The following is a 21,357-nucleotide window of genomic DNA, read 5'->3' on the forward strand; positions in this document are numbered from 1 at the left end:
AACCGGGAGGATGCCGGGAATTCCTTACTACAGAACTCTCGTAGTATAGGTCCATCCATAAGTGGATGTAACTTCCTCAATTTGAGGGAGCCAGGCCCTTCATGGGAGGTTTCCCTCAATTTGAGGAAAGTGATCACGCCCAATCCCCATTGGGGGTTGGGATATCGTGCCTCTCAACTGCCCGTCCAAATAGATGCGTCCAACTTGGGACGCATCTTCTTGCAGCTCGAGGGCGAATAGGTGCCTGAGCCTACCAAGGAGACAGGTATCTCAGGCTGCTGCGTCCGGGACCAATCGAATGCAGCAGGGAAGCTCAGTGTTACGCAGCGATGCCGAACATGTCATTAAGCTCACAGTTCGCGCCTTCGCTTACGGCGACCAGATAGTCTAGGGAGGTTTGAACCTCGCGTTTAGTCATACCGGGGCCAGTGCCAGCCCACATAGCGCGGTCTTGCTCATGCTGGATTGCGGCTAGATAGTCGTACTGCGCATCTACACATTCAGCCGAGATGCTAGGGTCTTCCTCCAGCGCAAGGATGAGGTCAGCGATTGGTGCGGCGAGGCTGGCTAGGAGTTGGGCGTACTCATACGCGATGGTCTGGCGGGTGTTCATTCTTTTACCTCGTGTCAGGTGAGTTCGTTCTGCTCTTTCTTTATCAATGTAACTCGACGGTTTTGGGGTGTGACAAGTGTGACAACCTCACCCTTCGCACGGCTCAAATGCTTACGAACAGTCGCCGGATTCTGGCCCAGTGCCCGCCCAATTTCAGATGCATTATTACCCGCCGCCTTCATACGTAAAGCCTCGGCCTTCCAGTCAGTACCAGCCTCGACCATCTCAATACGCTTATCATGCTGTGCTAGCTTCGCTTCCAGTTCAGCCACCTTAGCGGCCTGTCGTTTCTGCTCGGCTTGAATCGCGGCAAGCACCCCTAAACCAGCGTGGTAGCAGTCACGGACTTTGCCAAGGCAGCTTGCGGTGGTGCCGTGATGGATACCTACTGCTGCCTGCATTCCAGCTTCAACTGTCTTCATAACATCGTGTCCTTTCAGCGATTCAAGCGCTGTCTCATTCATGGCTGTGCGGTCGTACCGGGCGATTGCTCTGGCGTCATCAGCCGATACACCTACTCGCTCAAGGTAGTGATTGGTACGCAGACGGTTGCCCGCTTGAATCGCGTCCAAGCCTTGATTAATGACTTGGGTGTGGGCGTCTTGACTCAGCCACGGACGGCGCTTCAATCCGAAGTCTGCCGCGTCCTGCCTGTTCTCGGCTCTGCGCTGGCGTGCGCGCTCTTGACGGCGCTGCCAGTACGTTTGCCCGTTATGAGTGGCCTTGCCCGTTGCGCCGTAGAACAGCTCTACGACTTGTTTGTACTCACGGGACTGCGCCAGCATCACTTTGTTGATCGGGTGGCCTTGCACCAGCCCATCCCAGTACCGGACTTGCATGTAACTCAATTCGGCTGGTGGTGCAGATGCCTCAAACATCGGGTCGTCCGCAAACATCGCGGCCAATGTGTCCTGTAAATCTGACATTCGATTGTCCTCATTGCATAGGCGATGCCTTTGGTTGTTGGTGGGGGAAGGTACGGTGTCAACCGCATCCTGTGCTGTCATTCTCTCTGGTGTGCTAAGGTACTAACCAAGTCACTTGCCGACGCGCCATAGAGCTGATCACACCGTTTCTAGCTTTCTCCCTCTACACAGGGACTACCTAAACGCCAATCGGCCTGAGATGCCCGTGCTACAAGGTGTACAGGCGAATCGCCAAGGGACAGGGTTTACGCCCGCAAGGTGGTACCGCAGACAGGTTGCTTCTCTAGTGTGCTAAGTGTCCATCCATTGCGTAGCACACGTTGCGGGGCTTACAAAGGCCAGGGTCAGTCGGGAATATGCTCTCTGACCTTCGCCAGTAGCTCACGCGGTCGGCTCAGGGATTGTTTCCCACCGTAAATGCTGGTGGCTTTCGATCCTGTGGCGGTGTGCCCCAGGATTCCACCCACCTCGTCAGGTGTCGCACCGACTTCGCGCAGCAGGTCAGCAAGCGTATGCCGTTGGCTATAAAGCGACAGCCCTTCCTGATGACCAAGCAAACGGCTGAATATCCGGGATACATTCTGTACACGCTGGCGGATTCGTTTGTCCCTTTGAACAGGGGTAGCGTCTGATGCAAGGTCAAGTCCGCCCAGCACCTCTTTGAACAGTTCGACATCATCAGCGTGCACAGGTATATCACGACGACTCGCGGCGTTCTTTCCACCAGTCAGAGCGGCTTTAAATACAAGCTCCCGATTGCCGAGAATATCGACGCGGTACCCCAATGCCTCCGGCCCCTCTTGCAGCAGCTCGCCGGGCCGCAAGCCGTACCTGGCTAGCAGGAGAACCGTTGAATGGTGTACTGGGGCTTGGCGGTGTATTTCGGCGTGGACATTTAACATCTGCTCCAGGGGGATGGATTCGCGCTGGTTCACGTTCATGCCACCACCGGATCGAACAGCCCTAGCGACAGCGCCGACTTTAGGCAGAGTGGCGCTCTGCCAACCGGGAACACGGCGCAGCACCGTGATTAACCCAGCAGCATCGCCGTGCACAGACGTGGCTTTGCCGCCCGCCTCCAGCCGTTCAGCGCAATACAACATCACACGGTCGAGTTGTTCCGATTGTGAGCTAGGCCATACAAGCACACGTCGTGTGAGGCTTCGCATCTTCTGTACTCGACTCGGGCCTACACCTTCACAGTAATCATCAAGCACCGTTTGGAACGTCGCCTCGGTGATGGTATCGCCCGCCGTCACGGCAGTGACAGCCTCACCCGGTGCGGGCGCATAGAACTGTGTGAGATTGCCCTCTAGAATGTCGCCCAGCGCTCTCAGCGCCGTCCTTGCAGTGACAGGGTGCATCTGCACACCGGGCGGCATCTGGCCTTGTGCGTGCGCTTCCAGGGCTTGCTTCCGCCATTCAACCTCGGTACGCCAATCGTGGCGACTCATCCGGTCCACTACGTCCAGCGTGAAACTGCGCACGACAGCATCAAGGCTCGACAGAACATCGGCGGCACCCTGACTCGGCACACCCGAGGCTGTGCTCTCCGATTGAGGCAGACCGGCTACAGCAGCCTCGCAGATACGGTCAAACTCCACGGACACAGCCCGTGCAAGCTTAAGCGCTTCGGACCTGTCGGCGGTCCCCAGGGCTTTACGATACTCGGCACGTCCGACTGCCGCAGCTACAGACTTGGGGAACTTTCGGCGGTAGCTATACCGACCGTCACGGCGGGTGATGTAGGACATCAAGACTCCAATGATGCACGTGTCACAGGCATTCGCCAGTGGCATTCAGCACATGCAAGCGCTGAATACAAGATTATAGGCACAGTGCGAAACAGCTACAGACCTTATAGTACAAGGCGCGCAGACGACTCAACAGATCAGCAGTGTACCTAAGAGTCAAGAACTGAATGAGGCGCCTGCATTCACAGTCGTCCGGCAGCCACGTTATAGTCCGCCCATCTCCTGCCCCTGTTACGTTGTCAGCGCCGACAGGCTGGGCATTCCCAAACGATAAGGATTGATCATGAAGTTCGAAGGCACACCGGCATACGTCGCCACTGACGATCTCAAGCTGGCAGTCAACGCGGCGATCACGCTGGAGCGCCCACTGCTGGTAAAAGGTGAGCCCGGCACCGGCAAGACCATGCTGGCCGAGCAACTGGCCGAGTCCTTCGGCGCGCGGTTGATCACCTGGCATATCAAGTCCACCACCAAGGCGCATCAGGGCCTCTACGAATACGATGCCGTGAGCCGTCTGCGCGACTCGCAACTGGGCGTCGACAAGGTCCACGATGTGCGCAACTACCTTAAAAAAGGCAAGCTGTGGGAGGCGTTCGAGTCCGATGAGCGGGTAATTCTGCTGATTGACGAGATCGACAAGGCCGACATCGAGTTTCCCAACGACCTGTTGCAGGAACTCGACAAGATGGAGTTCTACGTTTACGAAATCGATGAAACGATCAAAGCCAAAAAGCGCCCGATCATCATCATTACCTCCAACAACGAGAAGGAATTGCCGGACGCCTTCCTGCGGCGCTGCTTCTTCCACTACATCGCCTTCCCGGACCGGGCAACCCTGCAGCGCATCGTCGATGTGCATTACCCGAACATCAAGAAAGACCTGGTCAGCGAAGCACTGGACGTCTTTTTCGACGTGCGCAAGGTGCCCGGCCTGAAGAAAAAGCCTTCGACCTCCGAACTGGTGGACTGGCTGAAACTGCTGATGGCCGACAACATCGGTGAAGCGGTGCTGCGCGAGCGCGATCCGACCAAGGCGATCCCGCCGCTGGCCGGGGCGCTGGTCAAAAACGAGCAGGACGTGCACCTGCTGGAACGCCTGGCCTTCATGAGCCGTCGCGGCAATCGTTGATCGTCTTTATCCACCCTGCCACGTAAAAGGGCGACAGCCATGCTGCTCAACCTGTTCAACGAAATGCGCGCGGCCAAGGTGCCGGTGTCTCTGCGTGAACTGCTGGACCTGATCAATGCCCTTAAACAGCGGGTCATCTTCGCCGATATCGATGAGTTCTACTTTCTTGCACGCACGATTCTGGTCAAGGACGAGCGCTATTTCGACAAGTTCGACCGCGCCTTTGGTGCCTACTTCAACGGCCTGGAAAAGCTCGACGATCACTTGCAGGCGCTGATCCCGGAAGACTGGCTGCGCAAGGAATTCGAGCGCTCGCTGAGCGACGAAGAGCGCGCGCAAATCCAGTCGCTGGGCGGCCTCGACAAGCTTATCGATGAGTTCAAGAAGCGCCTGGAGGAGCAGAAGGAACGCCACGCCGGTGGCAACAAGTGGATCGGCACCGGCGGCACCAGCCCGTTCGGCTCGGGCGGTTACAACCCGGAAGGCATTCGTGTCGGCGACGCCGGGGAACGCAAGGGCAAGGCGGTCAAGGTCTGGGATCAGCGCGAGTACAAGAACCTGGACGATCAGGTTGATTTGGGTACACGCAATATCAAGGTCGCCCTGCGGCGGCTGCGCAAGTTTGCCCGCCAGGGTGCGGCAGACGAACTGGATATCGACGGCACCATAGACCACACCGCACGCGATGCCGGCCTGCTGAATATTCAGATGCGTCCCGAGCGGCGCAACACCATCAAGTTATTGCTGCTGTTCGACATCGGCGGCTCGATGGATTCGCACGTCAAGGTCTGTGAAGAGCTGTTCTCGGCCTGCAAGACCGAGTTCAAGCACATGGAGTATTTCTACTTCCATAATTTCATCTATGAAACCGTGTGGAAGAACAACCTGCGCCGTGGCTCGGAGCGCACCGCCACCCAGGACCTGCTGCACAAATACGGCGCGGACTACAAAGTGATTTTTATCGGCGATGCCTCGATGGCACCTTATGAAATCACCCAGCCCGGCGGCAGCGTCGAACACTGGAATGAAGAAGCCGGCTATGTGTGGATGCAGCGCTTCATGGCCAAGTTCAAGAAAATCATCTGGATCAATCCCTACCCCAAGGACGCCTGGGACTACACCACGTCCACCCATATTGTGCGCGACCTGATCGAACAACACATGTACCCGTTGACCCTGCAAGGCCTTGAAGACGGTATGCGCTACCTGGCGAAGTGAACCCGATGTGCGTCCAATAACGTATAAGCCGGTCATCGACCGGCCTGTACGACCCGACCACCAGCACGAACATTCCAAAATCCCGAACTACGCTGACAGTTCCAGACCACCAATCAGACGGAGATGTGCTGATTGAGTAGATAGTGTTGCAGTTACTCCATCGTTTTGCCTGAGCAACCGTCGCGACTTCGCGGGTTACTTATGAACGAAACGCTCGGGATCATGCAGCCTTATTTCTTTCCCTACATCGGTTATTTCCAGCTCATTGCGGCCGTTGAGCGCGGGCTTGTCTTTGACATCGTCAAATACAAACGCAAAAGCTGGATGAACCGCAATCGGGTACTGGACAGTAAAGGCGGCTGGCAATACATCAACGTTCCGGTCTGTGCCAGTGAGGGCGCACTGATCAAGGATGCGACCCTTATCGACCTGGCCAGAGCCCACCAACGAATCAGGAGCCAGCTTGAGCACTATCGAAGCAAGGCACCCTACTTTCGGGAAACCTTGCAGTTGGTTGACCAGACACTCGGCACACCTGCCACCCACCTTAGTGAACTCAACACGCGCGGCCTGCGAGTGGTCTGCGACTATCTGGGCATGAGCTTTGACTGGCAAAGTTGCGCGGCAATGAACCTGGACCTGCCACCCATTGAACATGCAGGCCAGTGGGCACTTGAAATCAGTACCGTGCTGGAGGCTCGTCAGTACGTGAACGCCACTGGTGGACGTGAAATTTTCACGCCGGCTGACTGGCAGGAAAGAGGCATTGAACTGAGGTTTCTCGAACCGGCGTCATTCAGTTATTCCACGGCGCCCATGAACTTTGTCGAGAACCTTTCGATTATCGATGTACTTATGTGGAACGCGCCTGAAACAGTGCTTGCCTATCTGCGCGATGAAACACGGACGGTCATATAGGCCGTCCGTTGACGACAGTGATCAGCGCCAGTCACGCTCAAGCTGTGGCTTGCGCCGACCGCCGTGAACGACCCAGCCGAGCAACAGTACAAAGCTTTCGATCACCAGTGCCAGCAGCAGTGCACTGATAATGCCCCAGGCAATGACTTCGGGTGCCAGCAGCACCTGCCACGTATAGCCGTTGAACGTTTCACGGCGAATATCCGGGTCGGCAGACGTGGCGACGTACAGGGCTTTGGAATACCACGGCCCTTGAAGTCCGAGCCACTGGCGCTCAAGAATGTGGGTGCGATTCATCAACGTATCGATGTTGTCCGCATCGGCTCGGAAAACAGGGTCTTCGCTGCTGCGATAGTGTTGAATCAGCGCTTGTATATCGCCTTTGAAGAACTGCTGCGCAGTTGCGGTATAGCCTTTGACCGCCTGTTGCGCCTCGATCAGGTGCGCTTCGACGCGTTTGCTGTAATCACTGATGAAACCGGGAATCTGTACCCCGAACAGCAGGCCTGTCGTGAACAGGACCAATCGCAGATAACTTCGCAGCATCAATATCCCTCTTCTTTTTTATCCTGTATGCCCGTGAAGGCGCCTTTACTGCGCCGCCGTTTCGACCGAACCACTCGCCACGCACTCACCCTTGCGCCACAGACTCCACTGGCCCGGCTCGTAGCGGTTCCAGTTTTCGTTCTCGGTCAAAGGCTCGGTGGCAATCACTGTGACCACGTCGTGCGGCGTTGTTTCTGCCTGAAAATCGACAATCACATCGACATCTTTCAACCTTGCCGGACCGAACGGCGCGCGGCGGGTGATCTGCACCAGTTTGGTACTGCAGAAGCAGAACAACCAGTCACCGTCGCTCAACAGGCAGTTGAACACGCCTTTACTACGGTATTCAGTGCAGGCCTGGATCAGTGAGGGCAGTAATTGTTCGACTTCAACCGGCTCGGGAAAGGCTTCACGAACGCGATTGAGCAGGTCGCAGAATGCCGCTTCGCTGTCGGTATCGCCCACCGGCCGGTAAAACGTTGCAGCGGGGGCGAAATCCGCCAGTTGGCCGTTGTGCGCAAAGCACCAGTTGCGGCCCCAGAGTTCACGCACGAAAGGATGGGTGTTGGACAGGCAGACCTTGCCGACGTTGGCCTGGCGGATATGGCCAATCACCACTTCACTCTTGATGGGATAACGCTGCACCAACTGCGCGACTTCCGATTCGCTGCTGGCGGCCGGGTCCTGAAACAGGCGCAGGCCACGACCCTCATAAAAGGCAATACCCCAGCCGTCGCGGTGCGGGCCGGTACGTCCGCCCCGCTGCATCAGCCCGGTAAAGCTGAAAACGATATCGGTCGGGACATTGGCGCTCATGCCCAGTAATTCACACATGCTCAGGTTCTCGCTTCAAGACGTTTTGCAGAAGGTCGCGTGCCGCACGCAGCGGCACATACCAACGAAGCGGGGCTTACAGTCGCGGCTCTACCCGCGCACCTCTGACCGGAGGGACAGGTGCCGTGGTCTTGCGGGCGTAACGATCGTCATCGGCGAACGGCTCGTCAGCGGGGTCTGTTTCGACAGGTTGCGCGGCCGGCTGAGGCTGACGCGCTTTGCGGTTGCGCTCGATCGGCCAGCGGATGAGCACGAACAGCAAGTACGCACCGAAGGCGAACATGCCGTACATGGCAAGGTCCGACACAGCGGTCCAGACATTGCTGCCGACCTTGAACATCAGGTCAAGCGCGCTGACAGCCACTGCTGGCGCCATCAAGTCCTTGACGGGGTCAACCATGGTCGGCGTAAACAGCAATACCGCGACCGCCACCCGCAATGGTTCCTTCAGATAACGCCACATCCAGCGGGTCATCAGGAACCATACCAGCAGGCAACCCAACGCAGCGAAGGCGTAGACGCTCCAGGCGATCAGATAGTCGTTTTCGGTCATGACGTCCGTGGAAAGGCAGGTAAAGAGGCGCTTATGATAACGGCTTTTGCCTGACGCGGCTTGCCTCGCTTCAGTAATCAGTTCAGCGTGTACCGATATTTTCCGGTTTGATGCCTTTACAGAGAGCCCAGCATGTCCTTTTCGAATGCAACCTCCAGCGCCCCGATTGCTCGCAAGGCCGACGGTCCCGACCCTTACGCCTGGCTGCAGAATCGCGATACCGACGAGGTGCTCGACTACCTCAAGGCCGAAAACGCCTGGCAAGAACAGCAACTGGCGGATCAGACCGGGCTGCGCGAAAGCCTGTTTCAGGAGATAAAGGGCCGCATTCTTGAAACCGACCTGTCACTGCCCTCCCCTTGGGGTCCGTACCTGTACTACACGCGCACGGCCGAAGGTGACGAGTACGCCCGGCACTACCGTTGCCCGCGTCCGGCCGACGACGCCAACACCGTGGATGAAAGCCGCGAAGAACTGCTGCTGGACCCGAACGCGATGGCCGATGGTGGCTTCTTTTCGCTGGGCGCGTTCAGCATCAGCCCCGACCATCAGCGTCTGGCTTACAGCCTGGACACCAGTGGCGACGAGGTGTACCAGCTTTACGTCAAGGAACTGAGCACTGGCCTGATCAGCAGCCTGCCGTTTGAAGACTGCGACGGCAGCATGACGTGGGCCAACGACAGCCAGACCCTGTTTTTCGGCGAACTGGACGAAACCCATCGCCCCGGCAGGCTGCATCGCCACACGCTGGGCGAGGCCTCGGCCGAGTTGGTGTTCGACGAGCCGGACGGTCGATTCTTCCTGCATTGCTTCCGTACCAGTTCCGAGCGTCAACTGGTCATTCTGCTCAACAGCAAGACCACCAGTGAAGCCTGGGTGCTGGACGCCGATCATCCCGAGCAGGCCTTTACCTGCCTCGCGCCGCGCGTCGAAGGCCACGAATACTACCCGGACCACGGCCTGCTCGAGGGCGTCTGGAGCTGGTTCATTCGCAGCAACCAGAGCGGCATCAACTTCGCGCTATATCACGCAGCGGAAAAAACCGGCGGCGTTCCGGGTCGCGATGACTGGCAGACGCTGGTTGCGCACGACGAACAGGTGATGTTTGAAGGCCTGAGCCTCAACGCCAGGGGCTTGAGCCTGAGCCTGCGCGAAGGTGGCTTGCCGATCATCGAAGTGCGCCCGCAAGGCCTGCCTGCCTATCGCGTGCAGTTGCCAGATGCTGCCTACAGCCTTTATGTGCAGGACACGCTGGAGTTCGACAGCGACAGGATTCGTCTTCGCTATCAGTCGCTGAATCGCCCGGCGCAAGTGCGTCAGCTGACCCTGGCCACTGGCGAGCAAGTGGTGCTCAAGGAGACGCCAGTGCTGGGCACGTTCGACGCCGATGCCTATGTCAGCCAGCGTTTGTGGGCCACGGCCAGCGACGGTACGCAGGTGCCGATCAGCCTGGTGGTCAAGCGCGAGCTGGTCGGCAAGGCGACCCCGCTGTACCTGTATGGCTACGGTGCCTACGGCGAGAGCCTGGACCCGTGGTTTTCCCACGCGCGCCTGAGCCTGCTCGACCGTGGTGTGGCCTTTGCCATCGCGCATGTGCGTGGCGGCGGCGAACTGGGCGAAGCCTGGTATCGCAATGGCAAGCAGGAACACAAGCAGAACACCTTCGGCGACTTCATTGCCTGCGCCGAACATGTGATAGCCCAAGGCCTGACCAGCGCCGAACAACTGGTAATCAGCGGTGGCAGCGCCGGCGGCCTGTTGATTGGCGCGGTGCTCAATCAGCGCCCTGAGCTGTTCAAGGCGGCAATTGCCGAAGTGCCGTTCGTGGACGTGCTGAACACCATGCTCGACCCGGACCTGCCGTTGACCGTCACCGAATACGACGAATGGGGCAATCCGCAGGAACCGAACGTCTATGAGCGCATCAAGGCTTACGCGCCTTATGAAAACGTCAGCGCTCAGGCGTACCCGGCCATGCTGGTCATCGCCGGCTACAACGACAGCCGCGTGCAGTACTGGGAAGCGGCCAAATGGGTCGCCCGCCTGCGCGATCGCAAGACCGACGCCAATCTGCTGCTGCTCAAGACCGAACTGGGTGCCGGGCACGGTGGCATGAGTGGTCGCTATCAGGGGTTGCGTGATGTGGCGCTGGAGTACGCTTTTATCTTCAAGGTATTGCAGATAGCCTAATGAACTTGGTGTGAAACACCTGTCTTAATAGCATCAGGGGGCACGGATATGCCCCCTTCGTAACCGGATTACAAGAACAGACCATGTCAGAACCCCTGTCCAACCTGAACCACGCCATACGCGACATGCTGCTGGACTGCGGCCTGTTCGACACCTTGCTGCCCGGTGACTTTGTCACCGTGGCCGGATATTTCAGCATCACCGATATCGAAAAGGGCGAAATCATCTTTGCCGAAGGCGATGCCGGGACCTTCATGTGCATCATCCATCAGGGCAGCGTTTCGGTGCAGAAACTGGCCGGTGACGATCAGCAGGTGGAGATCGCCGTGCTGCGCCGCGGACGTGCATTCGGGGAAATGGCCGTACTGGATGGCGAACGTCGCTCGGCCAGCTGTATTGCGGCCACCAGTTGCCAGTTATTGAATCTTGGGCGCGACTCGCTGGACAAGATGCTCGACGATGCGCCGAAAATCGCCGCCAAGATCATTCGGGCGCTGGCCATCTCGTTGTCCAAGCGCTTGCGCATGGTCGACGGCCAATTACTTTCGCAGCAGGTGTGAGTTTGCCCATCTGGCGCTAAACTTGCCCCATTCCGCTTTCAACGCGCACACGCACAGGTGACACCATGAGCACGGCCAACCCTCCTTCCCACACCGCCAAGCTGGACCGCATTCTGGCCGACGCCCAGCGCGACCGTGAAATGGGTTACCGCGACAAGGCGTTACGCATGTACCCGCACGTGTGCGGCCGTTGCGCCCGCGAGTTTGCCGGCAAACGCCTCAGCGAACTGACCGTGCATCACCGCGACCATAACCATGACAACAACCCGCAGGACGGCTCCAACTGGGAACTGCTGTGCCTGTATTGCCATGACAACGAGCACTCGCGTTACACCGACCAGCAATACTTCGCCGACGGTTCGCTCAACACACCGAAAATCGCCAAGGCCACGCATAACCCGTTCGCCGCGCTGGCAGGGTTGATGAAGAAGGACGAGTGACGGGACGCTGAACGCCTCTTGTGATGAAGAATGGCTCAGTCAAGGCTGAGTGATGAAGAAGAGTGACTGAAGGGAAGCTGAGGCTGAACGCACTTCAAAGTGGGAGCTGACTTGTCAGCGAAGGCAATGGTTCTGACACCTACATTTTGTGACTGCGCTCGCCCGGCCTCGCCCACGAAACCTCCAGCATGCCCCAAAAACCCGCTGCCCCGCCCTCGACGGAATCGCCCCGACCAAGCACCCCGCTTGCCGGCCCGAAATGAACCGACTGACCGGATACCTCGCCATGCCCACCCGAACATCAAGACGCACCTTCGTGAAAGGGCTTGCCGCCAGCAGTATTCTGGGTGGGCTGGGGCTCTGGCGCAGCCCGGCGTGGGCGCTCCCGAATCCGGGCCAGCCTGACAGGTTGTCCGGCACCGAGTTCGACCTGACCATCGGCGAAACCCAGGTCAATATCACCGGCAATGCCAGAACCGCGATGACCATCAACGGCGGCATTCCAGGCCCTTTGCTGCGCTGGCGTGAGGGCGACACCGTCACCCTGCGGGTAAAAAACCGTCTCGACGAAACCACGTCCATTCACTGGCACGGCATCATCCTGCCGGCCAACATGGACGGCGTGCCGGGGCTGAGCTTTGATGGCATTGCGCCCGACGGCATGTATGTCTATCGCTTCAAGGTCAGGCAGAACGGCACGTATTGGTATCACAGCCATTCGGGGTTTCAGGAGCAGTCGGGCGTCTATGGGCCACTGGTGATCGACGCCAAAGAACCCGAGCCGTTCACCTATGAGCGCGAGCACGTGGTCATGCTCACTGACTGGACAGACGAAGACCCGGCCCGGGTAATGAAAAAGCTCAAGAAACAGTCGGACTACTACAACAATAACAAGCGCACCGTCGGCGACTTTATCAACGACGTCGGCGAAAAAGGCTGGAGCGCGACCACCTCCGAGCGCTGGATGTGGGCGCAGATGAAGATGAACCCGACTGACCTGGCGGATGTCAGCGGCGCAACCTACACCTACCTGATGAACGGCCAGGCGCCGAACATGAACTGGACCGGGCTGTTCAAACCCGGCGAGCGGATTCGCCTGCGCTTTATCAACGGCTCGTCGATGACCTATTTCGATGTGCGCATTCCCGGCCTGAAGATGACCGTGGTCGCCAGCGACGGCCTGCACGTCAAACCGGTGGTTGTCGATGAACTGCGCATCGCCGTGGCAGAGACATTCGACGTGATCGTCGAGCCGGCTGACGGTGCCTACACGCTGTTCGCACAATCGATGGACCGCACCGGCTTTGCCCGAGGCACGTTGACCAGCAGGCCCGGCTTGCAGGCCGTCGTCCCGCCTCTCGACCCGCGCCCGCTGTTGAGCATGGACGACATGGGCATGGCGGGCATGGATCACGGCAGCATGAACCACAGCGCCAAGCCGGCAATGGACGGTATGGCGGGCATGGACCATAGCAAGATGGGCCATGACTCGATGCCCGGCATGGACCACGGCACGATGCCGATGCAAGAAGCACCGGCCATGCAGTCGCACCCGGGCAGCGAAAAGAACAATCCGCTGGTCGATATGCAGGCCATGAGCACGTCGGCAAAGCTCAATGATCCGGGCATCGGCCTTCGGAACAACGGTCGCAAAGTCCTGACCTACGCCGACCTGCGCAGCACCTTCGAGGACCCGGACGGACGCGAGCCGAGCCGGACCATCGAACTGCACCTGACCGGGCACATGGAAAAATTCGCCTGGTCGTTCGATGGCGTGAAGTTCTCCGATGCCAAGCCACTGATGCTCAAGTACGGCGAGCGGGTACGCATCGTGCTGGTCAACGACACGATGATGACTCACCCCATTCACCTGCACGGCATGTGGAGCGATCTGGAAGACGAAAACGGTCAGTTCAGGGTGCGCAAACACACCATCGACATGCCGCCGGGGTCACGCCGCACCTACCGCGTCACCGCTGATGCTCTGGGTCGTTGGGCGTATCACTGTCATATGCTGTACCACATGGAAATGGGCATGTTCCGCGAAGTGCGGGTGGAAGAATGAGGACTTTACCGTTGAATGGATCGCGCAATTCATCCCGCCTGCCAGCCCTGCTGCTGACTGCAGGCCTGGCCATGACCCCCTGGGCACCCGCGCTGGCTGCCGGAATGGAAGGCATGGAAGGCATGGATCATGGCAGCCACTCGATGCCCATGGGCGCCAACAACAGCAGCGACGCCCCGGCGCAGAGCCGAACGCCGATCCCGCCCGTCACCGACGCGGACCGGGCGGCGGTGTACACCAGCCATAGCGGGCATCAGGTCCACGACAGCGCCATCAACAGCTACTTTGTGGCCGACAAGCTGGAATGGCAGGACGCAAACGACGGCAGCGCGCTGGCCTGGGACCTGTCCGGCTGGGTTGGCGGCGATATCGACCGCTTGCTGCTGCGCTCAGAAGGCGAACGCACCAACGGCAAGACCGAAGAGGCAGAAGTCCAGGCGTTGTGGGGCCATGCCATCAGCTCGTCGTGGGACGTGGTCGCCGGAGCCCGCCAGGACTTCAAACCGGGCGCGCCACAGACCTGGGCGGCTTTTGGCCTGCAAGGGCAGGCGATTTCGGATCTCGACGTTGAAGCCACAGCATTCATTGGCGAAGCCGGGCAGACGGCAGCGCGTCTGGAAGCCGACTACGACCTGTTGCTGACCAACGACCTGATCCTTCAACCCACTGGCGAACTGAATTTCTACGGCAAGAACGACCCTCAGCGCGGCAATGGCTCGGGCCTGTCGACCAGTGAGTTCGGTCTGCGGCTGCGCTATGAAATCACACCGCAATTCGCGCCTTACGTGGGCGTGACCTGGAATCGGTCCTACGGCAAGACTGCCGATTACGCACGCGAAGACGACGAGGACGTTGCCGAGGCGCGGCTGGTCGTGGGTTTACGCCTGTGGTTCTGAGCGTCGGAATTGGAAATGGCATTGATCTGACGCTGCCGTATAATCCCCGGTTTTCCCCAGAGCACCCTCCCCGTGGCCAACAAACGGTACGCCTGCATCGGTCTTTATAACCCCAAGTCCCCGGAAAACGTCGGCTCAGTGATGCGTGCCGCAGGCTGCTATGGCGTGGCGTCGGTGTTCTATACCGGTAAGCGCTACGAGCGTGCCCGGGACTTCATCACCGATACCAAGAAAATCCATCAGGACATCCCGCTGATCGGCATCGAAGACCTCAAGAGCATTCTGCCGCTGGGCTGCATCCCGGTTGCCGTCGAACTGGTGGAGGGTGCCCGCGCGCTGCCGGAATACACACACCCGGATCGCGCGCTGTATATCTTCGGCCCGGAAGACGGCTCGCTGGACCAGGAGATCCGCGACTGGTGCGAAGACGTGGTCTACATCCCGACCGAGGGCTGCATGAATCTGGCGGCCACCGTCAACGTCGTGCTTTATGACCGCATGGCCAAGGGCATCAATACCCGCTCGGGGCCACAGTTCGGTCGCGAGAAAACTGATCCGGCCAGCGACCGATAACAGAAAAGCATTGAACCTGTGTCGCGGGCGGACAGTCAGTTTCTCTGAACCGAGTGACTGCTTATTACCCACTACCTGCGACCTACTGCCTCATGGAGAGCCAACATGCGCGACACCCCGATTATCGAACGCATCGACACACCTGAACTGCTGCAGCGTAATCCTGACCAGAACGTCCAGGGCTGGGAGCGCATTGGCTCGCTGGCTGGCGGCGTGCTGATAATGGGCAAAGGCGTCCGTCGTGGCGGTTTTCTGGGCTTGATCCAACTGGCCATCGGCGGCGCAGTGCTGGCCCGCGGCATCAGCGGCCATTGCGCGGCCAAAAGCCTGGTAGAAAAAGGCCGCAGCGACCTGAACAGCGCACGCTCGACCATCGAACGTGCCGGTGCCGAGTTGAGCAACCTGAAAGACGACGCTGAAAAAGCCGTGAAGAAGGCCGCCGTCAAAGGCGTGGAAGCGCTGACCGAACCAAAGCCGGTCGCTTAAGCGTTCAACCTGCGCGAAAGATCAGGTAATCCTCCCAGTCGTCCTCGGCCACATTCTTCTCGCTGAGCATGCGGCCAGACTGGGAGATACGTTCGTGATGCACCGCCGTGCGATCACCACACACCAGATGGTGCCAGAGCGGCAAGTCCTTGCCCTCACTGACCAGCCGATAGCCACAGGTCGGCGGTAGCCATTTGAACTCATCTGCCTGACCCGGCGTCAGCTGAATACAGTCCGGCACCGATGCGCGACGGTTGGCGTAGTCAGAGCACTGGCAGGTTTTCAGATCCAGCAGCTTGCAGGCAATGCGCGTGTAGTAAACGCTGTTGTCTTCTTCATCTTCCAGTTTCTGCAGGCAGCACAGACCACAGCCGTCGCAGAGCGATTCCCACTCTTGCGTGTCGAGTTGGTCGAGGGTCTTGCGAATCCAGAAGGGTTCAACTTTAGCGGCCATGATTCGGGCAACGGTATCGGTAATGAAAAGGCCGCCAGTCTAGAGGCACAACGGGTGCGGGCCAAGCACTTGCGACTGTCGGTAGTCAGGACTTGTCAGCCAGAAGGCAAAACAGTAGCGTTGACGGGTTTCCAGTGCGTTCAAGCGATGCCTGCCGGCCACGGCCCATCAAGCCACGCTCGTTTTCCACCCTTCGCTATCAAGGATTCTCATGAGCTCAAACCCGCGCATCGCCGATCACCCCATTGATCCGCAATTCACCGAACGCTGGTCGCCACGCGCGTTCAGCGGCGAAAGCATCGAGCAGGAAACCCTGCTGAGCTTTTTTGAGGCCGCCCGCTGGGCACCTTCGGCCTATAACTCGCAACCCTGGCGCTTTTTGTATGCGCGCCGCGACACGCCGAATTGGGAACGCTACCTGGGCCTGCTGAACGAGTTCAACCGTAACTGGGCGCAGCACGCGGCAGCACTGGTCATCGTCATTTCCAAAACCACCTTCACCGCACCCGGCGCGACCGAAGAAGGCCCGGCCCTGTGGCACACGTTCGACACCGGATCGGCGTGGGGTTATCTGGCGCTACAGGCGAGCCTGAGCGGCTGGCACACCCACGGCATGGCCGGTTTCGATCAGGAGCTGACCCGCAAGGAGCTGAATATTCCAGAGGGCTATGCACTGCATGCCGCTGTGGCCATCGGCAAGCTGGGTGACAAGTCGACGCTGCCGGAATACCTGCAAGGCCGCGAAGTACCGAGCCCGCGCAAACCGCTGGCCGAACTGGCAACTGAGGGTGATTTTTCGCTGTAACCGGCTTTTTCTAACGCTTCCACACGTTTCCATACGTGAAACCTGCGAGCCGATGCTTGATGCATCGGCTTGCTGACAACGGCTTCAGTAACCTCGCGAGAAATCCACTTCGCCGCGCAATGCTTCCCCATCCTGAAACGCTTTCAGGTTATCGACGAAAAGCTCGGTCATGGCCACCGGCGATGTCGGCGCCGAACTGTGACCGGTCAACAGCAGACCGTATGCGGTCCAGAACGGATGACGCTGCGGCAAAGGCTCCTGACGGCAGACATCAATGATCGCCCCCGCCAGGTGCCCCACGCGCAACGCTTCAACCAGGTCCGCATCCACCACCGCCACACCGCGCCCGACATTGATGAACAACGCCGTTGGCTTGAAGCTGGCGAACAGCTTCGCGTCATACAGATCGTGAGTATCCGGCGTGTTGGGCAACAGGTTGATGACGTAGTCCATGTCGCCTATCAGACGCGACATGTCCGACAACGCGGTTACTTCGATGAACGGCGCCTGGGTTCGCGCCGTGGACGCCACGCCATAGACCTGCACACCGAATGGCAACAGAAACTCGGCAACGCGCTGGCCGATATCACCGGCACCGACGATCAGTACCTTGCGGCCTGCCAGGCTCTGACCAATGCGACTGTCCCACTTGCGCTCGACCTGACTCATCAGGCGCGCCAGCACCTCGCGCTCATGACCGAGCATGTAGGTCAAAACGAATTCGGCCATGACCTGACCGAAAATCCCTACGGCACGCGTCAGGCGATAATCCTGCGGCAGGCCGTCGGCCAGCAGTGGCGTGATCCCCGCCCAGGTCGATTGCAGCCATTGTGGCTTGTGCCCCTGGCGCAACAGATTGGCCATCAGGTCCGGCTGCCCCAGCCAGATCGGGCAGTCGCTGGCCAGCCGCGACAGCTCGGCAGAGTCGCCGGTGCTCAAGACCTCCAGGTCAGGCGCAGCCTTGCGCAACAATTGGGTGTAAACGAGGTAATCGTGCTCGGCAATCAGAACGCGCATGTTTCAAAAACCTTAAAAACAGGACAGGCAACCCACGGCGAATGTGGACCGCTTTACAACGTGAGCATCGATCACATCGGATCGTTGCGGCGCAGCAGCTCTTCGGGCAAATGCTCGATGTATTCATCTTCAGCGGGAGGCATCTGCAAGTGATAGCCCTGGCTGTCGAGGTTCTTCAGCACCGCATTGATATCTTCGCGCGACAGCGCACGCTCGGGGCTCAGCACCAGGTCAAAGGCATGAACCGGTTTGCCGAACGCCACCAGCAGCTCTGGCGGCACGCGCTTGAGGACGTCGCTCTTCAAGACGTAAAGGTACATCTCGTTTCTTTTCGGGCTGCGATAAATCGAGCAGATACGCTTCAAGACTGTTCTCCAGAGGACGCCAGGCTGTCCAGCAGCGCCTGGCCCATCAATTCGCGACGCCAGCCACGCAGCGAATCGGGCAATTGGTAGGGACCGTCGGGGTAACCGCTCTTGAGCAAGGCTTCGAGGGTCTTCTTGCGCAGCATCAGCTCTGGCGTCATGTCCAGTTGCTCGGCGTACTGCTGACCGATTGCGCGCAGGCGTTTGATCGACCCGGCCGCATTGATGGGCAAAGGCTCGGGCAATGCCGCCGGCCACTCTGCTGCCGGCACATTGGCTGCGGTCTGAATCAGCTCCAGCAAAAACTCGCCGTCGTGACGGACCGTGCGCGGGTGCATGTCTTCGATACGGGCCAGCGCGCCAAGATTGTCGGGCTGCGTTTTAGCCAATGGCCAAAGCGAGTGCTCACGCACAATACGGTTGCGCGGCAAATTACGGGCACGGGCCTGAACCTCGCGCCAGGCGCAGAGCTCACGCAGCACCGCCAGTTGGGCACGGGAGAGTTTCCAGGCCAGCTTGGCGTCGCGATACACCTCGTACGGGTCGACTTCACGGCGCAGATTGGCGACCAGCTCGGCACCGTCATCCAGCAACCAGGCGTATTTGTCGTCTGACAAACGCGGACGCAGGATGGCGAACAGCTCGGCAAGGTGCACGGCATCTTCGGCGGCGTAGCTGATCTGGGTGTCCGACAGCGGGCGTTGCAGCCAGTCGGAACGGGTTTCGCCCTTGGGCAGGTCAATATTAAGGACCTCCTGCACCAGACGCGAATAGCCCATGGAAAAACCGAGATTCAGGTACGCGGCTGCCAATTGGGTATCAAACAGCGGAACCGGCAAGCTGCCGGTCAGGCGCAGCAAGACTTCTAGGTCTTCGCTGCACGCATGCACCACTTTGATGACGTCGGGGTTTTCGAGCAGGGCAGACAGAGGTGCCCAGTCGTTGATCAGCAACGGATCAATCAGCCAGGCGCTTTGCCCGTCGCCAATCTGCAGCAACGCTGCGATGGGGTAAAACGTGTCGACCCGCATAAACTCGGTGTCGAGCGCGACAAAAGGCAGCGACTGCCATTGTGCGCAATGCCGGGCGAGGCTGTCGTCGTCGCGAATCCAGTGAATATCGATGGCCACACGGCTCTCCCTTCAACAATGGCGCGCAGTATATATCGTGACGGGAGATTATCGCGCGCCTGTCGTTCTGGTCTGGCGCATCTTCATGCAAATGACGGGCAACCGCGAGGGATTGCCGGGCAAAAACGATGACGCTCGCGCCAATACGGGTATTGGCACGAGCGTCAGTTGACGTTGTGTACAGCGCTTGAGCGCAACCCACCCGTCATTGCTTGTCGGCCGCCGCCAGCTCACTCCGGCACCCGGCAAACATATCCAGACTCGGGTCATAGACCTTGGTGTCGACTTTCAACAGGCCGAGCATGGAATGAAAAAGGTTGTCCTGGCTCAGTGGCGCGTTGCGCTGTTTGGCAAGACAGTCCGGGGTGACGGCGAAAGACTTCTGATAGGTATCGGACAACCAGATCAGCATGGGCACATGCTTCTGTTGATCAGGCGCCAGTACATAGGGCGTGCCGTGCAGAAACAAGTTGTACTCGCCGAGGGATTCGCCATGATCCGACAGGTACACCATTGCCGTATCAACCTTGGCCTGATTACTGCGCAACAGGTCAATCAACGTGGACAACACATGGTCGGTATACAGCAACGTATTGTCGTAGGCATTGACGATGCTGTCACGGCTGCAGTTGTTCAGCGCGTTGCTTTCACACACCGGGGTAAACTTTTCAAACTCTTTTGGATAGCGTTTATAGTATTCCGGCCCGTGACTGCCCATCTGGTGCAGGACAAGAACGGTGTCCTTGTCGAGACTGTCGATAAAGCCCTGCAGGTTTTGCAACAGGATCTCGTCCCGGCATTCATGACTGTTGCACAGCAGCGGGTCCGTGAGATTGCTCACGTCCTGGAACGTCACCCGGTCACAGGTGCCTTTGCAACCCGACTGATTGTCACGCCACACCACTTCTATACCTGCATGTTTCAGCACATCAAGCAAGCCCTCCTGATTACGGGCCTTGGTTGCGTTGTAGTTCTTGCGCCCCATGTTGGAAAACATGCAAGGCACCGACACCGCTGTTTCAGTACCGCATGAATAAACATCGGTAAACGCGACCAGCCCGCTCTCCTTGTTCAAGTTAGGCGTGGTATTGCGACCGTAGCCAAGAATCCCGAAGTTTTCGGCCCGGGCGCTTTCGCCCACGACCAGCACCGTCAGTGATTTGCGGGCATGCGTGGCCCAGTCCGGCGAGCGTTTGGCGTCTTCGCCAATCTTGACGAATGGGCGCTGTGCCGAGATGACCTGTTCGCTCAGGTAGCCGATCGAGGCACCCACGTAGTTGCTCGGCACGACCATGAGACGCAATTCGTGGTGATTGCGAAACAACGAGGACAACCCCTGATAGTTCGCCAACGCCACGCCGCCGATGGCCACGCAACAGACCACAACAACGACCAGCTTGCTGAATAGCTCCAGGTGCCAGCGGCGATAACTGATCGGCAGTTTCCACAGGATCAGCGACGGCAGTACACCCAACAAAGCGATGTACACGACCAGTTTCAAAGACAGCAGCCCCTGAACTTCAGTCACGTTGGTTTCGGCAAAGTTTCGGAACATACCCGCGTCAATCATGACGCCGTATTCGGTCATGAAATAAACCACGCTGGCGCTGACCATAAACAGAAAGATCACCACAGGTTTAAACACACGACGGAACGCCAACAGCGTCAAAAAAATATTGAATACACAGAAAATCATCAAGCCGAAGGCGAAGCGCATGGCCAGGCCTTTGCCGTCGCCACTGGTAATTGCGAATAAATGCTGCCACAGATTGATATTGAAGCCCAACAACAGTAAACCACTGACAAATAGAGTTACAACCTCTGGGCGAACAGTTCTCATTATCGGCATCGTGATCTACTTATCAAATTAGTATGCATCGGGCGC

At 58.6% G+C, this 21,357-nt stretch carries 23 protein-coding genes; 12 read left to right on the forward strand and 11 right to left on the reverse strand.

Features of this window, described 5'->3' with window-relative positions; all coding sequences use genetic code 11:
- Positions 1–319 precede the first annotated feature (319 nt).
- From DW49_RS0107860 to DW49_RS0107870, 3 genes are all read right to left on the reverse strand, one after another.
- Positions 320–613: a hypothetical protein gene (locus DW49_RS0107860; RefSeq protein ID WP_024421210.1), complete on the reverse strand. Its 294-nt coding sequence runs from the start codon at positions 611–613 to the stop codon at positions 320–322.
- A gap of 14 nt (positions 614–627) precedes the next feature.
- Positions 628–1,539: a hypothetical protein gene (locus DW49_RS0107865; RefSeq protein WP_005619822.1), complete on the reverse strand. Its 912-nt coding sequence runs from the start codon at positions 1,537–1,539 to the stop codon at positions 628–630.
- Positions 1,540–1,883: 344 nt separating this feature from the next.
- Positions 1,884–3,293: a DUF6538 domain-containing protein gene (locus DW49_RS0107870; RefSeq protein ID WP_024421211.1), complete on the reverse strand. Its 1,410-nt coding sequence runs from the start codon at positions 3,291–3,293 to the stop codon at positions 1,884–1,886.
- Positions 3,294–3,576: 283 nt separating this feature from the next.
- Here DW49_RS0107870 and DW49_RS0107875 point away from each other — a divergent pair, with 283 nt between their 5' ends.
- The 3 genes from DW49_RS0107875 (at position 3,577) to DW49_RS0107885 (ending at position 6,558) form a co-directional block, all read left to right on the forward strand.
- A complete protein-coding gene (locus DW49_RS0107875; RefSeq protein ID WP_005619825.1) occupies positions 3,577–4,422 on the forward strand; it encodes an AAA family ATPase in 846 nt (281 codons plus the stop codon).
- Positions 4,423–4,461: 39 nt separating this feature from the next.
- Positions 4,462–5,640, forward strand: a complete 1,179-nt coding sequence (locus DW49_RS0107880) for a vWA domain-containing protein (RefSeq protein ID WP_005619827.1) — start codon at positions 4,462–4,464, stop codon at positions 5,638–5,640.
- Positions 5,641–5,841: 201 nt separating this feature from the next.
- A complete protein-coding gene (locus DW49_RS0107885; protein WP_005619828.1) occupies positions 5,842–6,558 on the forward strand; it encodes a WbqC family protein in 717 nt (238 codons plus the stop codon).
- A gap of 21 nt (positions 6,559–6,579) precedes the next feature.
- On the opposite strand, the gene DW49_RS0107890 is transcribed toward DW49_RS0107885, so the two are convergent.
- The 3 genes from DW49_RS0107890 to DW49_RS0107900 all read right to left on the reverse strand — a co-directional run bounded on the left by DW49_RS0107890 (position 6,580) and on the right by DW49_RS0107900 (position 8,491).
- Positions 6,580–7,104: a DUF2937 family protein gene (locus tag DW49_RS0107890; RefSeq protein WP_003383290.1), complete on the reverse strand. Its 525-nt coding sequence runs from the start codon at positions 7,102–7,104 to the stop codon at positions 6,580–6,582.
- Between the two features lie 45 nt (positions 7,105–7,149).
- On the reverse strand, positions 7,150–7,938 hold the full coding sequence (locus DW49_RS0107895; RefSeq protein WP_005619831.1) for a class II glutamine amidotransferase: 789 nt from the start codon (positions 7,936–7,938) through the stop codon (positions 7,150–7,152).
- Positions 7,939–8,014: 76 nt separating this feature from the next.
- Positions 8,015–8,491 carry a hypothetical protein gene (locus DW49_RS0107900; RefSeq protein ID WP_005619833.1) on the reverse strand — a complete coding sequence of 159 codons (477 nt, stop codon included), beginning with the start codon at positions 8,489–8,491 and terminating at the stop codon, positions 8,015–8,017.
- Between the two features lie 132 nt (positions 8,492–8,623).
- Between DW49_RS0107900 and DW49_RS0107905 the strand changes: the two genes are divergently transcribed.
- The 7 genes from DW49_RS0107905 (at position 8,624) to DW49_RS0107935 (ending at position 15,701) form a co-directional block, all read left to right on the forward strand.
- Positions 8,624–10,681, forward strand: a complete 2,058-nt coding sequence (locus DW49_RS0107905) for a S9 family peptidase (RefSeq protein WP_005619836.1) — start codon at positions 8,624–8,626, stop codon at positions 10,679–10,681.
- Between the two features lie 83 nt (positions 10,682–10,764).
- Positions 10,765–11,241: a cyclic nucleotide-binding domain-containing protein gene (locus DW49_RS0107910; protein WP_005619839.1), complete on the forward strand. Its 477-nt coding sequence runs from the start codon at positions 10,765–10,767 to the stop codon at positions 11,239–11,241.
- Positions 11,242–11,306: 65 nt separating this feature from the next.
- Positions 11,307–11,681, forward strand: a complete 375-nt coding sequence (locus DW49_RS0107915) for a YajD family HNH nuclease (RefSeq protein ID WP_003383285.1) — start codon at positions 11,307–11,309, stop codon at positions 11,679–11,681.
- A 286-nt stretch (positions 11,682–11,967) separates the two neighbouring features.
- Positions 11,968–13,746 (forward strand): copper resistance system multicopper oxidase, encoded by a 1,779-nt coding sequence (locus DW49_RS0107920; protein WP_029768778.1) that lies wholly within the window; start codon positions 11,968–11,970, stop codon positions 13,744–13,746.
- Positions 13,747–13,757: 11 nt separating this feature from the next.
- Entirely contained in the window at positions 13,758–14,642 is an 885-nt protein-coding gene (locus tag DW49_RS0107925; RefSeq protein WP_005619845.1) for a copper resistance protein B, read from the forward strand.
- Positions 14,643–14,714: 72 nt separating this feature from the next.
- On the forward strand, positions 14,715–15,215 hold the full coding sequence (locus DW49_RS0107930) for an RNA methyltransferase (protein ID WP_005619848.1): 501 nt from the start codon (positions 14,715–14,717) through the stop codon (positions 15,213–15,215).
- Between the two features lie 105 nt (positions 15,216–15,320).
- Complete coding sequence (locus DW49_RS0107935; RefSeq protein WP_005619850.1) at positions 15,321–15,701, forward strand: YgaP family membrane protein; 381 nt, start codon at positions 15,321–15,323, stop codon at positions 15,699–15,701.
- A gap of 4 nt (positions 15,702–15,705) precedes the next feature.
- On the opposite strand, the gene DW49_RS0107940 is transcribed toward DW49_RS0107935, so the two are convergent.
- Positions 15,706–16,155 (reverse strand): YcgN family cysteine cluster protein, encoded by a 450-nt coding sequence (locus DW49_RS0107940; protein WP_005619852.1) that lies wholly within the window; start codon positions 16,153–16,155, stop codon positions 15,706–15,708.
- Positions 16,156–16,366: 211 nt separating this feature from the next.
- Here DW49_RS0107940 and DW49_RS0107945 point away from each other — a divergent pair, with 211 nt between their 5' ends.
- Complete coding sequence (locus DW49_RS0107945; RefSeq protein WP_024420629.1) at positions 16,367–16,960, forward strand: nitroreductase family protein; 594 nt, start codon at positions 16,367–16,369, stop codon at positions 16,958–16,960.
- An 84-nt stretch (positions 16,961–17,044) separates the two neighbouring features.
- Here DW49_RS0107945 and DW49_RS0107950 read toward each other — a convergent pair whose 3' ends face one another.
- From DW49_RS0107950 to rnd, 3 genes are all read right to left on the reverse strand, one after another.
- A complete protein-coding gene (locus DW49_RS0107950; protein ID WP_005619854.1) occupies positions 17,045–17,977 on the reverse strand; it encodes a D-2-hydroxyacid dehydrogenase in 933 nt (310 codons plus the stop codon).
- A gap of 71 nt (positions 17,978–18,048) precedes the next feature.
- Positions 18,049–18,342, reverse strand: a complete 294-nt coding sequence (locus DW49_RS0107955; RefSeq protein ID WP_003379038.1) for a YcgL domain-containing protein — start codon at positions 18,340–18,342, stop codon at positions 18,049–18,051.
- On the reverse strand, positions 18,339–19,472 hold the full coding sequence (rnd, locus tag DW49_RS0107960) for a ribonuclease D (RefSeq protein WP_005619857.1): 1,134 nt from the start codon (positions 19,470–19,472) through the stop codon (positions 18,339–18,341). Before rnd ends, DW49_RS0107955 begins: the two co-directional genes overlap by 4 nt.
- On the opposite strand from rnd, the gene DW49_RS1000000131895 reads away from it, so the two are divergent.
- Entirely contained in the window at positions 19,465–19,644 is a 180-nt protein-coding gene (locus DW49_RS1000000131895; RefSeq protein ID WP_044424673.1) for a hypothetical protein, read from the forward strand. The genes rnd and DW49_RS1000000131895 overlap by 8 nt on opposite strands.
- Positions 19,645–19,677: 33 nt before the next feature.
- Here DW49_RS1000000131895 and DW49_RS0107965 read toward each other — a convergent pair whose 3' ends face one another.
- On the reverse strand, positions 19,678–21,321 hold the full coding sequence (locus DW49_RS0107965; RefSeq protein WP_024420628.1) for a phosphoethanolamine transferase: 1,644 nt from the start codon (positions 21,319–21,321) through the stop codon (positions 19,678–19,680).
- Positions 21,322–21,357: the final 36 nt, after the last annotated feature.

Source organism: Pseudomonas avellanae BPIC 631, assembly GCF_000444135.1.
Lineage (GTDB): Bacteria > Pseudomonadota > Gammaproteobacteria > Pseudomonadales > Pseudomonadaceae > Aquipseudomonas > Aquipseudomonas avellanae.

Excerpts from the sequence above, each read along its gene's own strand:
- DW49_RS0107860 (WP_024421210.1), bottom strand. The coding sequence starts at position 613 with ATGAACACCCGCCAGACCATCGCGTATGAGTACGCCCAACTCCTAGCC.
- DW49_RS0107865 (WP_005619822.1), bottom strand. The coding sequence starts at position 1,539 with ATGTCAGATTTACAGGACACATTGGCCGCGATGTTTGCGGACGACCCG.
- DW49_RS0107870 (WP_024421211.1), bottom strand. The coding sequence starts at position 3,293 with ATGTCCTACATCACCCGCCGTGACGGTCGGTATAGCTACCGCCGAAAG.
- DW49_RS0107875 (WP_005619825.1), top strand. The coding sequence starts at position 3,577 with ATGAAGTTCGAAGGCACACCGGCATACGTCGCCACTGACGATCTCAAG.
- DW49_RS0107880 (WP_005619827.1), top strand. The coding sequence starts at position 4,462 with ATGCTGCTCAACCTGTTCAACGAAATGCGCGCGGCCAAGGTGCCGGTG.
- DW49_RS0107885 (WP_005619828.1), top strand. The coding sequence starts at position 5,842 with ATGAACGAAACGCTCGGGATCATGCAGCCTTATTTCTTTCCCTACATC.
- DW49_RS0107890 (WP_003383290.1), bottom strand. The coding sequence starts at position 7,104 with ATGCTGCGAAGTTATCTGCGATTGGTCCTGTTCACGACAGGCCTGCTG.
- DW49_RS0107895 (WP_005619831.1), bottom strand. The coding sequence starts at position 7,938 with ATGTGTGAATTACTGGGCATGAGCGCCAATGTCCCGACCGATATCGTT.
- DW49_RS0107900 (WP_005619833.1), bottom strand. The coding sequence starts at position 8,491 with ATGACCGAAAACGACTATCTGATCGCCTGGAGCGTCTACGCCTTCGCT.
- DW49_RS0107905 (WP_005619836.1), top strand. The coding sequence starts at position 8,624 with ATGTCCTTTTCGAATGCAACCTCCAGCGCCCCGATTGCTCGCAAGGCC.
- DW49_RS0107910 (WP_005619839.1), top strand. The coding sequence starts at position 10,765 with ATGTCAGAACCCCTGTCCAACCTGAACCACGCCATACGCGACATGCTG.
- DW49_RS0107915 (WP_003383285.1), top strand. The coding sequence starts at position 11,307 with ATGAGCACGGCCAACCCTCCTTCCCACACCGCCAAGCTGGACCGCATT.
- DW49_RS0107920 (WP_029768778.1), top strand. The coding sequence starts at position 11,968 with ATGCCCACCCGAACATCAAGACGCACCTTCGTGAAAGGGCTTGCCGCC.
- DW49_RS0107935 (WP_005619850.1), top strand. The coding sequence starts at position 15,321 with ATGCGCGACACCCCGATTATCGAACGCATCGACACACCTGAACTGCTG.
- DW49_RS0107940 (WP_005619852.1), bottom strand. The coding sequence starts at position 16,155 with ATGGCCGCTAAAGTTGAACCCTTCTGGATTCGCAAGACCCTCGACCAA.
- DW49_RS0107945 (WP_024420629.1), top strand. The coding sequence starts at position 16,367 with ATGAGCTCAAACCCGCGCATCGCCGATCACCCCATTGATCCGCAATTC.
- DW49_RS0107950 (WP_005619854.1), bottom strand. The coding sequence starts at position 17,977 with ATGCGCGTTCTGATTGCCGAGCACGATTACCTCGTTTACACCCAATTG.
- DW49_RS1000000131895 (WP_044424673.1), top strand. The coding sequence starts at position 19,465 with ATGGCCACACGGCTCTCCCTTCAACAATGGCGCGCAGTATATATCGTG.
- DW49_RS0107965 (WP_024420628.1), bottom strand. The coding sequence starts at position 21,321 with ATGCCGATAATGAGAACTGTTCGCCCAGAGGTTGTAACTCTATTTGTC.